We start from the raw sequence: 15,178 nt of genomic DNA on the forward strand, positions 1-15,178 counted from the left end.
TTTAGCAACTGAAATCTTCCTTATAATTATATAATCAAAGATTTAGTTGGCGATATAAACCTTTAGGTTTATTTTGGTCAAGTCCTCGACCTATTAGTATCAGTAAGCTACATATGTTGCCACACTTCCACCTCTGACCTATCAACCATGTAGTCTTCATGGGGTCTTAACCTTACGGTGGGAAATCTTATCTTGAAGTAGGCTTCGCGCTTAGATGCTTTCAGCGCTTATCCTTTCCGTACTTAGCTACCCAGCTATGCCCTTGGCAGAACAACTGGTACACCAGCGGTACGTCCATCCCGGTCCTCTCGTACTAAGGACAGGTCTCCTCAAATTTCCTACGCCTGCGACGGATAGGGACCGAACTGTCTCACGACGTTCTGAACCCAGCTCGCGTACCACTTTAATGGGCGAACAGCCCAACCCTTGGGACCTACTACAGCCCCAGGATGTGATGAGCCGACATCGAGGTGCCAAACCTCCCCGTCGATGTGGACTCTTGGGGGAGATCAGCCTGTTATCCCCAGGGTAGCTTTTATCCGTTGAGCGATGGCCCTTCCATGCGGTACCACCGGATCACTAAGTCCGACTTTCGTCCTTGCTCGACCTGTATGTCTTGCAATCAAGCTCTCTTCTGCCTTTACACTCTACGTACGATTTCCGACCGTACTGAGAGAACCTTTGAGCGCCTCCGTTACTCTTTAGGAGGCGACCGCCCCAGTCAAACTGTCCACCTGACAGTGTCCCACTACCTGATTCAAGGCAGCTGGTTAGAATCCCAGTACTACAAGGGTGGTATCCCAAGGATGGCTCCACACAGACTGACGTCCATGCTTCATAGCCTCCCACCTATCCTGTACATGTAGCACCGAGACTCAATGTCAAGCTACAGTAAAGCTCCATGGGGTCTTTCCGTCCTGTCGCAGGTAACCGGCATCTTCACCGGTATTACAATTTCACCCAGTCTGTTGTTGAGACAGTGCCCAAATCGTTACGCCTTTCGTGCGGGTCGGAACTTACCCGACAAGGAATTTCGCTACCTTAGGACCGTTATAGTTACGGCCGCCGTTTACTGGGGCTTAAGTTCACTGCTTCGGTTACCCTAACAGATCCCCTTAACCTTCCAGCACCGGGCAGGCGTCAGCTCCTATACATCGTCTTGCGACTTAGCAGAAACCTATGTTTTTGGTAAACAGTCGCTTGGGCCTATTCTCTGCGGCCATGTTTCCATGGCACCCCTTCTCCCTAAGTTACGGGGTCATTTTGCCGAGTTCCTTAACAACAGTTCTCTGGCTGGCCTTAGGATACTCTCCTCACCCACCTGTGTCGGTTTGCGGTACAGGCACCTTTAACCTCGATAGAGACTTTTCTCGACAGTGTGAAATCAGCTACTTCGCTACTAAATTTCGCTCCGCATCGTACTCCAGCATTATTCAGGCGGATTTGCCTACCTGAACTGCCTCAATACTTGCCCGCACATAACCAACAGTGCGGTTAGCTTATCCTACTGTGTCATCCCATTTCTCAAACGGTTATTGGTGGTACAGGAATATCAACCTGTTGTCCATCACCTACGCCTTTCGGCCTCGGCTTAGGTCCTGACTAACCCAGGGCGGACGAACCTTCCCCTGGAAACCTTGGGTTTACGGCCTGTGGGATTCTCACCCACATCTCGCTACTCATGCCAACATTCTCACTTCTATACAGTCCACATCTCCTTACGGTAATGCTTCAATCCATATAGAAAGCTCTCCTACCCATCATAAATGATGCCGTAGCTTCGGTAGTACGTTTTAGCCCCGGAAATTTTCGGCGCAGGATCACTCGACCAGTGAGCTATTACGCACTCTTTAAATGAGTGGCTGCTTCTAAGCCAACATCCTGGTTGTCTGTGCAATCCCACATCCTTTACCACTTAACGTACATTTAGGGACCTTAGCTGACGATCTGGGCTGTTGCCCTTTTGACTATGAATCTTATCACCCACAGTCTGACTCCCAAGCATAAGAATACGGTATTCGGAGTTTGATAGTCTTCGGTAAGTGCAATACCCCCTAGGACATTCAGTGCTCTACCCCCGTTTCTCTAAATCTTGAGGCTAGCCCTAAAGCTATTTCGGAGAGAACCAGCTATCTCCGGGCTCGATTGGAATTTCACCGCTATCCACAGGTCATCCCCGAGCTTTTCAACGCTCGTGGGTTCGGTCCTCCACGAAATTTTACTTTCGCTTCAACCTGCCCATGGATAGGTCGCCCGGTTTCGGGTCTACGTCAACTAACTATACGCCCAGTTAAGACTCGCTTTCGCTGCGGCTCCACACCTTAAGTGCTTAACCTTGCTAGGTAACGTAACTCGTTGGCCCGTTCTACAAAAAGTACGCAGTCACACAAATAATGTGCTCCTACAGCTTGTAAGTGTAGGGTTTCAGGTTCTCTTTCACTCCCCTCCCGGGGTTCTTTTCACCTTTCCCTCACGGTACTATACGCTATCGGTCACTAGGTAGTATTTAGGCTTGGAGGATGGTCCCTCCTGCTTCCCACAGGGTTTCACGTGTCCCGTGGTACTCTGGATCATATCTGAAGTCTTCTTGTTTTGACTACGTGGCTTTTACACTTTATAGCGGAGCTTTCCAACTCTCTTCGTCTACAATAGCCTCTTCGTTATGATATGTCCGCAACCCCAGTGAAGAAAACTTCACTGGTTTGGCCTGTTCCGCGTTCGCTCGCCGCTACTTACGGAATCGAATTTCTTTCTCTTCCTCCGGGTACTTAGATGTTTCAGTTCCCCGGGTTCCCCTCGCATAGCTATGTATTCACTATACGATACTTAGACATTACTCTAAGTGAGTTTCCTCATTCGGAAATCTTGGGATCACAGTTTACGTGCAACTCCCCCAAGCTTATCGCAGCTTATCGCGTCCTTCATCGGCTCCTAGTGCCAAGGCATTCGCCCTACACCCTTAATAACTTGACCAGTTATTAAATTTGATATTTTTAAAAGTTATCTTCTTTATATGATATATTTTTTAAGAAGTTTATCTTCTTCTTTTATAATGTCATATCACTAAATGTTATGCAGTTTTCAAAGTACTAAAGCACTTATTAAATAAGTACTAATGGTGGAGATGAGGAGGATCGAACTCCTGACCCCTTGCGTGCAAGGCAAGTGCTCTCCCAGCTGAGCTACACCCCCATGTCGATTTTTTTCAACATATCTTGAGTTTTCATAAAGAACCCTCAAAATTAAACAGTAGGTTAATTCTCCCTAGAAAGGAGGTGATCCAGCCGCACCTTCCGATACGGCTACCTTGTTACGACTTCACCCCAGTTATTGATTTCACCTTCGACACTCGCTTCCCAAAAGGGTTAGCTAAGTGGCTTCGGGCGCCCCCAACTTCCGTGGTGTGACGGGCGGTGTGTACAAGACCCGGGAACGCATTCACCGCAGCATTCTGATCTGCGATTACTAGTAACTCCAGCTTCATGTAGGCGAGTTTCAGCCTACAATCCGAACTGAGAATGGCTTTAAGGGATTAGCTCGGCCTCACGACTTGGCTGCCCTCTGTACCACCCATTGTAGCACGTGTGTAGCCCTAAGCATAAGGGGCATGATGATTTGACGTCATCCCCACCTTCCTCCAGGTTATCCCTGGCAGTCCCTCTAGAGTGCCCAACTTAATGCTGGCAACTAAAGGCAAGGGTTGCGCTCGTTGCGGGACTTAACCCAACATCTCACGACACGAGCTGACGACAACCATGCACCACCTGTCACTTCTGTCCCCGAAGGGAAAAATGCGATTAGGCATCGGTCAAAAGGATGTCAAGCTTAGGTAAGGTTCTTCGCGTTGCTTCGAATTAAACCACATGCTCCGCTACTTGTGCGGGTCCCCGTCAATTCCTTTGAGTTTCACTCTTGCGAGCGTACTCCCCAGGCGGAGTACTTAATGCGTTAGCTGCGGCACCGAGGGGGGTAACCCCCGACACCTAGTACTCATCGTTTACGGCGTGGACTACCAGGGTATCTAATCCTGTTCGCTCCCCACGCTTTCGTGCCTCAGTGTCAGTTACAGTCCAGAAAGCCGCCTTCGCTACTGGTGTTCCTCCTAATATCTACGCATTTCACCGCTACACTAGGAATTCCACTTTCCTCTCCTGCACTCAAGTCTCCCAGTTTCAAGAGCTTACTACGGTTGAGCCGTAGCCTTTCACTCCTGACTTAAGAAACCACCTACGCACCCTTTACGCCCAGTAAATCCGGATAACGCTAGCCCCCTACGTATTACCGCGGCTGCTGGCACGTAGTTAGCCGGGGCTTCCTCCTCAAGTACCGTCATTATCTTCCTTGAGGACAGAGTTTTACGACCCGAAGGCCTTCATCACTCACGCGGCGTTGCTGCATCAGGCTTTCGCCCATTGTGCAATATTCCCCACTGCTGCCTCCCGTAGGAGTTTGGACCGTGTCTCAGTTCCAATGTGGCCGATCACCCTCTCAGGTCGGCTACTGATCGTCGCCTTGGTAAGCCGTTACCTTACCAACTAGCTAATCAGACGCGGGTCCATCTCATACCGCCGGAGCTTTGATAAGAGATACATGTGAATCTCTTATGTTATCCTGTATTAGCATACCTTTCGGTATGTTATCCATGTGTATGAGGCAGGTTACCCACGCGTTACTCACCCGTCCGCCGCTCTTCACCGAAGTGAATCGCTCGACTTGCATGTGTTAGGCACGCCGCCAGCGTTCATCCTGAGCCAGGATCAAACTCTCATAAAAAAGTTGTCCATCGCTCAGACTAATCATTATCTGAATATCTGGCTTGGTTTGTTTGTTGTTTCAGTTTAATTCTTAAAGAATTAATTTATTGTTAACCTACTGTTTAATTTTCAAAGTTCTTTGTGGTGCCCAGAGGCGGAATCGAACCACCGACACGGGGATTTTCAGTCCCCTGCTCTACCGACTGAGCTATCTGGGCAAATGGTGGGCCTAGCTGGACTCGAACCAGCGACCTCACGCTTATCAGGCGTGCGCTCTAACCACCTGAGCTATAAGCCCTAATTTTGGTCGAGGTGAAGGGACTCGAACCCCCGGCCCCATGGTCCCAAACCAAGTGCGCTACCAAACTGCGCTACACCTCGAAGTATAAATTAGTAAAATACTGTTTTAAATTTTTCTGGCAGGGGTGGAGGGACTCGAACCCCCGGCGCACGGTTTTGGAGACCGACGCTCTACCAACTGAGCTACACCCCTATATTAAATATGGTGGACCATCAGGGACTCGAACCCCAGACCTACCGGTTATGAGCCGGGCGCTCTAACCAACTGAGCTAATGGTCCATATTATTCTGGTCGAGGTGAAGGGACTCGAACCCCCGGCCCCATGGTCCCAAACCAAGTGCGCTACCAAACTGCGCTACACCTCGTAAAAACTGGCGGAGAAGGAGGGATTCGAACCCTCGCACCGGTTTAATCCAGCCTAATCCCTTAGCAGGGGATCCTCTTGAGCCACTTGAGTACTTCTCCATATTTTGGCGGAGAGGGTGGGATTCGAACCCACGGTGCCGTTAAGCATCACTGGTTTTCAAGACCAGCTCCTTAAACCACTCGGACACCTCTCCAATTTTTAATGGTGACCCATCGGAGATTCGAACTCCGGACACCTTGATTAAAAGTCAAGTGCTCTACCGACTGAGCTAATGAGTCATATTTGTATGGCTGGGGATGCAGGACTCGAACCTACGCATGCATGAGTCAAAGTCATGTGCCTTACCGACTTGGCTAATCCCCAGTATATGGTGAGCGCACAGGGATTCGAACCCCGGACACACGCCTTAGAAGGGCGTTGCTCTATCCAGCTGAGCTATGCACCCATATTTAAAATGGAGCGGGTGAAGGGGATCGAACCCTCACAGCCGGCTTGGAAGGCCGGAACTCTACCATTGAGCTACACCCGCATAAACTTCTTTGGTGGAGGATGGTGGATTCGAACCACCGAAAGCATCGCTAACAGATTTACAGTCTGCCCCCTTTGGCCGCTCGGGAAATCCTCCTAAGAATTTTGGAGCTGGTGATAGGAATCGAACCTACAACCTGCTGATTACAAGTCAGCTGCTCTACCGTTGAGCCACACCAGCATAGTGTTAAATATTTATGGCGACCTGGAAGGGGTTCGAACCCTCGACCTCCAGCGTGACAGGCTGGCATTCTAACCAACTGAACTACCAGGCCGCATTTATATGTTTTAATGGTGGGACCAACAGGGCTCGAACCTGTGACCCCCTGCTTGTAAGGCAGGTGCTCTCCCAGCTGAGCTATGGTCCCATAATGGTGACTCATAGGGGAATCGAACCCCTGTTACCGCCGTGAAAGGGCGGTGTCTTGACCGCTTGACCAATGAGCCATGTTATTTTAAATTTTGTTTTTTGGCTCCAAGGGAGGGACTCGAACCCTCAGCCTATCGGTTAACAGCCGAGTGCTCCACCGTTGAGCTACCTTGGAATATTACGTGGCTACGTGCTACTCTCCCAGGAGGTCGCCCTCCAAGTACCATCGCCGCTCAAGAGCTTAACTTCTGTGTTCGGAATGGGAACAGGTGTATCCTCTTTGCTATAATAACCACATAATTTTAAATGTTTCGTTAGACAAGTATTATATTAACATTTGTATATATAATTGTCAACTTTTTGTTACACTTTTTTGAAAATTTTTAATACTTTCAAAACTGCTAACATTTAATGTTTTCATTAACTATTTTTAGCAACTGAAACCTTCCTTATAATTATATAATCAAAGATTTAGTTGGCGATATTAACCTTTAGGTTTATTTTGGTCAAGTCCTCGACCTATTAGTATCAGTAAGCTACATATGTTACCACACTTCCACCTCTGACCTATCAACCATGTAGTCTTCATGGGGTCTTAACCTTACGGTGGGAAATCTTATCTTGAAGTAGGCTTCGCGCTTAGATGCTTTCAGCGCTTATCCTTTCCGTACTTAGCTACCCAGCTATGCCCTTGGCAGAACAACTGGTACACCAGCGGTACGTCCATCCCGGTCCTCTCGTACTAAGGACAGGTCTCCTCAAATTTCCTACGCCTGCGACGGATAGGGACCGAACTGTCTCACGACGTTCTGAACCCAGCTCGCGTACCACTTTAATGGGCGAACAGCCCAACCCTTGGGACCTACTACAGCCCCAGGATGTGATGAGCCGACATCGAGGTGCCAAACCTCCCCGTCGATGTGGACTCTTGGGGGAGATCAGCCTGTTATCCCCAGGGTAGCTTTTATCCGTTGAGCGATGGCCCTTCCATGCGGTACCACCGGATCACTAAGTCCGACTTTCGTCCTTGCTCGACCTGTATGTCTTGCAATCAAGCTCTCTTCTGCCTTTACACTCTACGTACGATTTCCGACCGTACTGAGAGAACCTTTGAGCGCCTCCGTTACTCTTTAGGAGGCGACCGCCCCAGTCAAACTGTCCACCTGACAGTGTCCCACTACCTGATTCAAGGCAGCTGGTTAGAATCCCAGTACTACAAGGGTGGTATCCCAAGGATGGCTCCACACAGACTGACGTCCATGCTTCATAGCCTCCCACCTATCCTGTACATGTAGCACCGAGACTCAATGTCAAGCTACAGTAAAGCTCCATGGGGTCTTTCCGTCCTGTCGCAGGTAACCGGCATCTTCACCGGTATTACAATTTCACCCAGTCTGTTGTTGAGACAGTGCCCAAATCGTTACGCCTTTCGTGCGGGTCGGAACTTACCCGACAAGGAATTTCGCTACCTTAGGACCGTTATAGTTACGGCCGCCGTTTACTGGGGCTTAAGTTCACTGCTTCGGTTACCCTAACAGATCCCCTTAACCTTCCAGCACCGGGCAGGCGTCAGCTCCTATACATCGTCTTGCGACTTAGCAGAAACCTATGTTTTTGGTAAACAGTCGCTTGGGCCTATTCTCTGCGGCCATGTTTCCATGGCACCCCTTCTCCCTAAGTTACGGGGTCATTTTGCCGAGTTCCTTAACAACAGTTCTCTGGCTGGCCTTAGGATACTCTCCTCACCCACCTGTGTCGGTTTGCGGTACAGGCACCTTTAACCTCGATAGAGACTTTTCTCGACAGTGTGAAATCAGCTACTTCGCTACTAAATTTCGCTCCGCATCGTACCCCAGCATTATTCAGGCGGATTTGCCTACCTGAACTGCCTCAATACTTGCCCGCACATAACCAACAGTGCGGTTAGCTTATCCTACTGTGTCATCCCATTTCTCAAACGGTTATTGGTGGTACAGGAATATCAACCTGTTGTCCATCACCTACGCCTTTCGGCCTCGGCTTAGGTCCTGACTAACCCAGGGCGGACGAACCTTCCCCTGGAAACCTTGGGTTTACGGCCTGTGGGATTCTCACCCACATCTCGCTACTCATGCCAACATTCTCACTTCTATACAGTCCACATCTCCTTACGGTAATGCTTCAATCCATATAGAAAGCTCTCCTACCCATCATAAATGATGCCGTAGCTTCGGTAGTACGTTTTAGCCCCGGAAATTTTCGGCGCAGGATCACTCGACCAGTGAGCTATTACGCACTCTTTAAATGAGTGGCTGCTTCTAAGCCAACATCCTGGTTGTCTGTGCAATCCCACATCCTTTACCACTTAACGTACATTTAGGGACCTTAGCTGACGATCTGGGCTGTTGCCCTTTTGACTATGAATCTTATCACCCACAGTCTGACTCCCAAGCATAAGAATACGGTATTCGGAGTTTGATAGTCTTCGGTAAGTGCAATACCCCCTAGGACATTCAGTGCTCTACCCCCGTTTCTCTAAATCTTGAGGCTAGCCCTAAAGCTATTTCGGAGAGAACCAGCTATCTCCGGGCTCGATTGGAATTTCACCGCTATCCACAGGTCATCCCCGAGCTTTTCAACGCTCGTGGGTTCGGTCCTCCACGAAATTTTACTTTCGCTTCAACCTGCCCATGGATAGGTCGCCCGGTTTCGGGTCTACGTCAACTAACTATACGCCCAGTTAAGACTCGCTTTCGCTGCGGCTCCACACCTTAAGTGCTTAACCTTGCTAGGTAACGTAACTCGTTGGCCCGTTCTACAAAAAGTACGCAGTCACACAAATAATGTGCTCCTACAGCTTGTAAGTGTAGGGTTTCAGGTTCTCTTTCACTCCCCTCCCGGGGTTCTTTTCACCTTTCCCTCACGGTACTATACGCTATCGGTCACTAGGTAGTATTTAGGCTTGGAGGATGGTCCCTCCTGCTTCCCACAGGGTTTCACGTGTCCCGTGGTACTCTGGATCATATCTGAAGTCTTCTTGTTTTGACTACGTGGCTTTTACACTTTATAGCGGAGCTTTCCAACTCTCTTCGTCTACAATAGCCTCTCCGTTATGATATGTCCGCAACCCCAGTGAAGAAAACTTCACTGGTTTGGCCTGTTCCGCGTTCGCTCGCCGCTACTTACGGAATCGAATTTCTTTCTCTTCCTCCGGGTACTTAGATGTTTCAGTTCCCCGGGTTCCCCTCGCATAGCTATGTATTCACTATACGATACTTAGACATTACTCTAAGTGAGTTTCCTCATTCGGAAATCTTGGGATCACAGTTTACGTGCAACTCCCCCAAGCTTATCGCAGCTTATCGCGTCCTTCATCGGCTCCTAGTGCCAAGGCATTCGCCCTACACCCTTAATAACTTGACCAGTTATTAAATTTGATATTTTTAAAAGTTATCTTCTTTATATGATATATTTTTTAAGAAGTTTATCTTCTTCTTTTATAATGTCATATCACTAAATGTTATGCAGTTTTCAAAGTACTAAAGCACTTATTAAATAAGTACTAATGGTGGAGATGAGGAGGATCGAACTCCTGACCCCTTGCGTGCAAGGCAAGTGCTCTCCCAGCTGAGCTACACCCCCATGTCGATTTTTTTCAACATATCTTGAGTTTTCATAAAGAACCCTCAAAATTAAACAGTAGGTTAATTCTCCCTAGAAAGGAGGTGATCCAGCCGCACCTTCCGATACGGCTACCTTGTTACGACTTCACCCCAGTTATTGATTTCACCTTCGACACTCGCTTCCCAAAAGGGTTAGCTAAGTGGCTTCGGGCGCCCCCAACTTCCGTGGTGTGACGGGCGGTGTGTACAAGACCCGGGAACGCATTCACCGCAGCATTCTGATCTGCGATTACTAGTAACTCCAGCTTCATGTAGGCGAGTTTCAGCCTACAATCCGAACTGAGAATGGCTTTAAGGGATTAGCTCGGCCTCACGACTTGGCTGCCCTCTGTACCACCCATTGTAGCACGTGTGTAGCCCTAAGCATAAGGGGCATGATGATTTGACGTCATCCCCACCTTCCTCCAGGTTATCCCTGGCAGTCCCTCTAGAGTGCCCAACTTAATGCTGGCAACTAAAGGCAAGGGTTGCGCTCGTTGCGGGACTTAACCCAACATCTCACGACACGAGCTGACGACAACCATGCACCACCTGTCACTTCTGTCCCCGAAGGGAAAAATGCGATTAGGCATCGGTCAAAAGGATGTCAAGCTTAGGTAAGGTTCTTCGCGTTGCTTCGAATTAAACCACATGCTCCGCTACTTGTGCGGGTCCCCGTCAATTCCTTTGAGTTTCACTCTTGCGAGCGTACTCCCCAGGCGGAGTACTTAATGCGTTAGCTGCGGCACCGAGGGGGGTAACCCCCGACACCTAGTACTCATCGTTTACGGCGTGGACTACCAGGGTATCTAATCCTGTTCGCTCCCCACGCTTTCGTGCCTCAGTGTCAGTTACAGTCCAGAAAGCCGCCTTCGCTACTGGTGTTCCTCCTAATATCTACGCATTTCACCGCTACACTAGGAATTCCACTTTCCTCTCCTGCACTCAAGTCTCCCAGTTTCAAGAGCTTACTACGGTTGAGCCGTAGCCTTTCACTCCTGACTTAAGAAACCACCTACGCACCCTTTACGCCCAGTAAATCCGGATAACGCTAGCCCCCTACGTATTACCGCGGCTGCTGGCACGTAGTTAGCCGGGGCTTCCTCCTCAAGTACCGTCATTATCTTCCTTGAGGACAGAGTTTTACGACCCGAAGGCCTTCATCACTCACGCGGCGTTGCTGCATCAGGCTTTCGCCCATTGTGCAATATTCCCCACTGCTGCCTCCCGTAGGAGTTTGGACCGTGTCTCAGTTCCAATGTGGCCGATCACCCTCTCAGGTCGGCTACTGATCGTCGCCTTGGTAAGCCGTTACCTTACCAACTAGCTAATCAGACGCGGGTCCATCTCATACCGCCGGAGCTTTGATAAGAGATACATGTGAATCTCTTATGTTATCCTGTATTAGCATACCTTTCGGTATGTTATCCATGTGTATGAGGCAGGTTACCCACGCGTTACTCACCCGTCCGCCGCTCTTCACCGAAGTGAATCGCTCGACTTGCATGTGTTAGGCACGCCGCCAGCGTTCATCCTGAGCCAGGATCAAACTCTCATAAAAAAGTTGTCCATTGCTCAGACTAATCATTATCTGAATATCTGGCTTGGTTTGTTCGTTGTTTCAGTTTAATTCTTTAAAGAATTAATTTATTGTTAACCTACTGTTTAATTTTCAAAGTTCTTTCATTTTAACTTCTTAAGTTTATCAAAGTTAATTTCTTTTGTCAACACTTTTATTTTATTGATTTGTTATCTTTTTGACAAGTATTACTTTATCATTTAAAGATGTTTTTTGTCAATAACTTTTTTAAAAGTTTTGTTGTTTCTTTGCCCTCGTCTTAAGGACAAGTATAACTATACCAGGTTTAATTTTCATCGTCAACACTTTTTTTAATATTTTTTTTGATTAATTTTAACATGTATTTTTATCCACATTTCCACATTTTTATATGCATTTAAATTTCAAACTTTAAAACAAGTCCATCATATTTTATCCACATATATACTATAATTATTCACATATTTTCATTTATATATTTTTAAAACAAAATTTAGGAAGACAATAAATCATATCATCTTCCTAAAAAACTATTTTACCATATGCAGACTTTTCTCTACATATTCATCTTTTAATATCACTTCATTTGCTTCCAAGCTACTTTTAACATCGATTATCCTTTGATTTGATGATCCTCTAAATTTTAATCCTATGTCTTTTTTTTCATATACAAATTTTCCATCTATTAATACGTCTATATATTGTAATAAAGTTTTGTTCTGCATATATAAAGGATTCTCTTTGTTTATTAAGTATTCAAATTCAAAACCAGTATAACACCACACATCTAAATTCTCTAACTGTGCTAATTTTGCAATTAATGATAATGCCTTTGGTTGTAGAAACGGTTCTCCACCTGATAAGGTTATTCCCCTATGCAATTTAAGTTTTTTTACTTCATCTATAACATAATCTGTGTCAACAATAATTCCACCTTCTAATTTATGCGTTTGAGGGTTATGGCATTTATAACAATTATGTATGCAACCTTGCGTCCAGACAACCATTCTAAGTCCAGGTCCATCTACAATACTATCATACGTCAACTCTGAGGCCAATCTTAATTTCATTTAACCACTACCTTTAATATTTTTATTTATGTTTAACTCTATCTCTAACTTCTGCCTTTTTTGCATCATTAAATCTATCTACAGTTCCTACTAAATATCCTGTTATTCTTCTTATTCTCTCAAATTTTATATCACCATCTTTTTCATTTCTTCCACACTTTGGACATATAAATCCTTCTATGACTCCAGAATAACCACATATAGGATCTCTATCTACTGGATGGTTTACGCTACCATATCCTATTCCAGATTCTTTCATCGCTCTTATTATTGTTTCAAAAGCCTCTAAATTATTTGATGTATCTCCATCTAGTTCCACATATGTAATATGCCCTCCATTTGTTAAGGAATGATAAGGTGCTTCTTTTTTTATCTTATCATATGCATTTATGTTGTAGTAAACAGGTACATGGAATGAATTTGTATAATATTCTTTATCTGTTATCCCTTTTATTTCACCGTATATATTCTTATCTATGTCTGTAAATCTACCTGATAATCCTTCTGCCGGTGTTGCTATTAAAGAAAAGTTTAATTTATACTTGTCAGTGGCTTCATCCATTCTTTTACGCATATGTGATATTATTTTCAATCCTAACTCTTGGGCCTCTTCACTTTCCCCATGATGTTTTCCTATTAACGCTATTAAACACTCAGCTAAACCAATAAAGCCAAGTGTCAGAGTTCCTTGTTTAATTACTTCGTCTAATTTGTCATCATAGTTTAATTTGTCTGAATCTCTCCATATACCTTGACCCATCAAGAAAGGAAAATTCTTAACTTTTTTATTTCCTTGTATCTCCATTCTTTCTAATAATTCATCTATTACTAATGCTATTTTATTATCTAGATCCTTAAAGAAACCATCTAAATCAGTTTTATCATTTTTTATTATTCCGTGTTCTATACCAAGTCTAGGTAAGTTTATAGTTGTAAAAGATAAATTACCTCTACCGCTAACTTCATTTTTCCCACACACATTGCTCATTACTCTCGTTCTGCATCCCATATAAGTTGCTTCTGTTTCTGGATTATTAGGTTCATAGTACTCTATATTAAATGGTGCATCTAAGAAACTAAAATTAGGAAACAATCTTTTTGCTGATACCCTACAGGATAATTTAAATAAATCATAGTTAGGATCACTTTCATTTAAGTTAATACCTTCTTTTACCTTAAATATAAGTATAGGGAATATAGCTGTTTCACCATTTCCTAAACCTTTTTCCATTGATAATAATAGATTTTTACTTACCATTCTACCTTCTAACGATATATCTGTCCCAAAATTTATACTTGAAAAAGGTACTTGAGCTCCTGCTCTAGAGTGCATTGTATTTAGATTATGTATAAAACCTTCCATAGATTGATATGTCTGTTTGTCTGTTTCTTTATATGCCTCTTTATATGCGAATTCTTGGATTCTAATTGCTGTATTTAAATCAATATTAAACTCTTCAATTAACTTTTCTCTTTCCAAGAATTTATATTTATCATCTTGTTTCAATCCAACTTTTAATTTTGTTTCATATTCTGTAGAGTATACTATCTCTCTTAATTTTTCAACGTCACTTTTATTTACTAATAATTCCATACCTTTTAGCAAATTATCTATATATAATTTTTTAAAAGTCTTATATACACCTTTGGACATGTCATAATCAAAAAATGGTATACTTTGACCTCCATGTTGATCATTTTGATCACTCTGAATCGCAATTGCTGCTAAAGCACCATAACTCATAATACTGTTTGGCTCTCTTAGAAAACCATGACCTGTTGAAAATCCATTTTTAAAAAGTTTATCTAGCTTAATTTGACAACATGTTAATGTTCCCATATTAAGAAAGTCCATATCATGTATGTGTATATCTCCGCTATCATGAGCATTAACGTGTTCAGGCTTTAATACAAAAGTTTTGCAAAATTCTTTTGAAACTGCACTTCCATACTGCAGCATTGTTCCCATCGCAGTATTTCCATCAATATTAGCATTTTCCCTTTTTATATTAGCATCACTAGCATCTTCAAATGTTATTTGACTTATCGACTTCATAAGTCTTGTACGAGAGTTTCTGATTCTACTTCTTTCATTTCTATATGTAATGTACTTCTCACTAGTTCTAGCATGACCATCTTCTATCAAAACTTTTACTACAATATTTTGTATATCTTCAACTCCTGGAATTGTGTCATTAAACTTAGAGTTTAGTATCTTTATTACATTTTGACTTAAATCTTCGGACATTTCATAACTAGGTACTATTCCCTCTTCTTTTGCAACTTCACTAGCTGCTTTAAATATGGCTCTCGTTATTCTATCTTCATTAAGTTTTACGATTCTTCCATCCCTTTTTCTAATATATTCTAACATTAAAAAACCCTCCTAATTACTATATATTGTATAACATCAATAGTTTAACCACTATATATGGTATATATCCACTATTTATAATAGAATAACACTTATCAAAAGGCTTTGTCTATAAAGTACTTAAAATGTTTTTTGTCAACAAAGTTATTAGTTTTTATGAAATTTTTGCCTTTTTATTGTATTATAGATAATATACTTATTTTAAGGGGGTAAAA

Annotated in this window: 2 protein-coding genes, 20 tRNA genes and 5 rRNA genes; all 27 read right to left on the reverse strand. The window is 44.3% G+C overall.

Annotated elements, in window-relative coordinates; genetic code table 11:
• Nucleotides 1-73: 73 nt before the first annotated feature.
• The 27 genes from TEGL_RS19085 to TEGL_RS19215 all read right to left on the reverse strand — a co-directional run bounded on the left by TEGL_RS19085 (nt 74) and on the right by TEGL_RS19215 (nt 14,963).
• Nucleotides 74-2,973 (reverse strand): 23S ribosomal RNA (locus tag TEGL_RS19085).
• A 143-nt stretch (nt 2,974-3,116) separates the two neighbouring features.
• Nucleotides 3,117-3,192 (reverse strand) — tRNA-Ala (locus TEGL_RS19090).
• 76 nt (nt 3,193-3,268) lie between these two features.
• Nucleotides 3,269-4,773, reverse strand: a 16S ribosomal RNA gene (locus tag TEGL_RS19095).
• A gap of 123 nt (nt 4,774-4,896) precedes the next feature.
• A tRNA-Phe gene (locus TEGL_RS19100) sits at nt 4,897-4,972 on the reverse strand.
• A gap of 3 nt (nt 4,973-4,975) precedes the next feature.
• Nucleotides 4,976-5,052 (reverse strand) — tRNA-Ile (locus TEGL_RS19105).
• Nucleotides 5,053-5,058: 6 nt separating this feature from the next.
• A tRNA-Pro gene (locus tag TEGL_RS19110) sits at nt 5,059-5,135 on the reverse strand.
• A 36-nt stretch (nt 5,136-5,171) separates the two neighbouring features.
• A tRNA-Trp gene (locus TEGL_RS19115) sits at nt 5,172-5,247 on the reverse strand.
• Nucleotides 5,248-5,257: 10 nt separating this feature from the next.
• A tRNA-Ile gene (locus TEGL_RS19120) sits at nt 5,258-5,334 on the reverse strand.
• 9 nt (nt 5,335-5,343) lie between these two features.
• Nucleotides 5,344-5,420: transfer RNA gene (locus tag TEGL_RS19125), tRNA-Pro, on the reverse strand.
• Between the two features lie 7 nt (nt 5,421-5,427).
• Nucleotides 5,428-5,520, reverse strand: a tRNA-Ser gene (locus TEGL_RS19130).
• Between the two features lie 6 nt (nt 5,521-5,526).
• Nucleotides 5,527-5,615 (reverse strand) — tRNA-Ser (locus TEGL_RS19135).
• A 9-nt stretch (nt 5,616-5,624) separates the two neighbouring features.
• A tRNA-Lys gene (locus TEGL_RS19140) sits at nt 5,625-5,700 on the reverse strand.
• Nucleotides 5,701-5,709: 9 nt separating this feature from the next.
• Nucleotides 5,710-5,785, reverse strand: a tRNA-Gln gene (locus TEGL_RS19145).
• 5 nt (nt 5,786-5,790) lie between these two features.
• Nucleotides 5,791-5,867, reverse strand: a tRNA-Arg gene (locus TEGL_RS19150).
• 10 nt (nt 5,868-5,877) lie between these two features.
• Nucleotides 5,878-5,951, reverse strand: a tRNA-Gly gene (locus tag TEGL_RS19155).
• A gap of 11 nt (nt 5,952-5,962) precedes the next feature.
• Nucleotides 5,963-6,047, reverse strand: a tRNA-Tyr gene (locus TEGL_RS19160).
• Between the two features lie 9 nt (nt 6,048-6,056).
• Nucleotides 6,057-6,131, reverse strand: a tRNA-Thr gene (locus TEGL_RS19165).
• Between the two features lie 17 nt (nt 6,132-6,148).
• Nucleotides 6,149-6,225, reverse strand: a tRNA-Asp gene (locus tag TEGL_RS19170).
• 17 nt (nt 6,226-6,242) lie between these two features.
• A tRNA-Val gene (locus tag TEGL_RS19175) sits at nt 6,243-6,318 on the reverse strand.
• Nucleotides 6,319-6,322: 4 nt separating this feature from the next.
• A tRNA-Glu gene (locus TEGL_RS19180) sits at nt 6,323-6,397 on the reverse strand.
• 23 nt (nt 6,398-6,420) lie between these two features.
• Nucleotides 6,421-6,495: transfer RNA gene (locus TEGL_RS19185), tRNA-Asn, on the reverse strand.
• A 5-nt stretch (nt 6,496-6,500) separates the two neighbouring features.
• Nucleotides 6,501-6,617: ribosomal RNA gene (gene rrf / locus TEGL_RS19190) — 5S ribosomal RNA — on the reverse strand.
• Between the two features lie 205 nt (nt 6,618-6,822).
• Nucleotides 6,823-9,722, reverse strand: a 23S ribosomal RNA gene (locus tag TEGL_RS19195).
• 143 nt (nt 9,723-9,865) lie between these two features.
• Nucleotides 9,866-9,941 (reverse strand) — tRNA-Ala (locus tag TEGL_RS19200).
• A gap of 76 nt (nt 9,942-10,017) precedes the next feature.
• Nucleotides 10,018-11,522, reverse strand: a 16S ribosomal RNA gene (locus TEGL_RS19205).
• Together the 16S, 23S and 5S rRNA genes with 20 tRNA genes alongside form the textbook arrangement of a ribosomal RNA operon.
• Nucleotides 11,523-12,049: 527 nt before the next feature.
• Nucleotides 12,050-12,589, reverse strand: a complete 540-nt coding sequence (nrdG, locus tag TEGL_RS19210) for an anaerobic ribonucleoside-triphosphate reductase activating protein (RefSeq protein WP_018590940.1) — start codon at nt 12,587-12,589, stop codon at nt 12,050-12,052.
• A gap of 22 nt (nt 12,590-12,611) precedes the next feature.
• Nucleotides 12,612-14,963 (reverse strand): anaerobic ribonucleoside triphosphate reductase, encoded by a 2,352-nt coding sequence (locus TEGL_RS19215; RefSeq protein ID WP_018590941.1) that lies wholly within the window; start codon nt 14,961-14,963, stop codon nt 12,612-12,614.
• Nucleotides 14,964-15,178 lie beyond the last annotated feature (215 nt).

Source organism: Terrisporobacter glycolicus ATCC 14880 = DSM 1288 (genome assembly GCF_036812735.1).
Taxonomy (GTDB): Bacteria; Bacillota; Clostridia; order Peptostreptococcales; family Peptostreptococcaceae; genus Terrisporobacter; species Terrisporobacter glycolicus.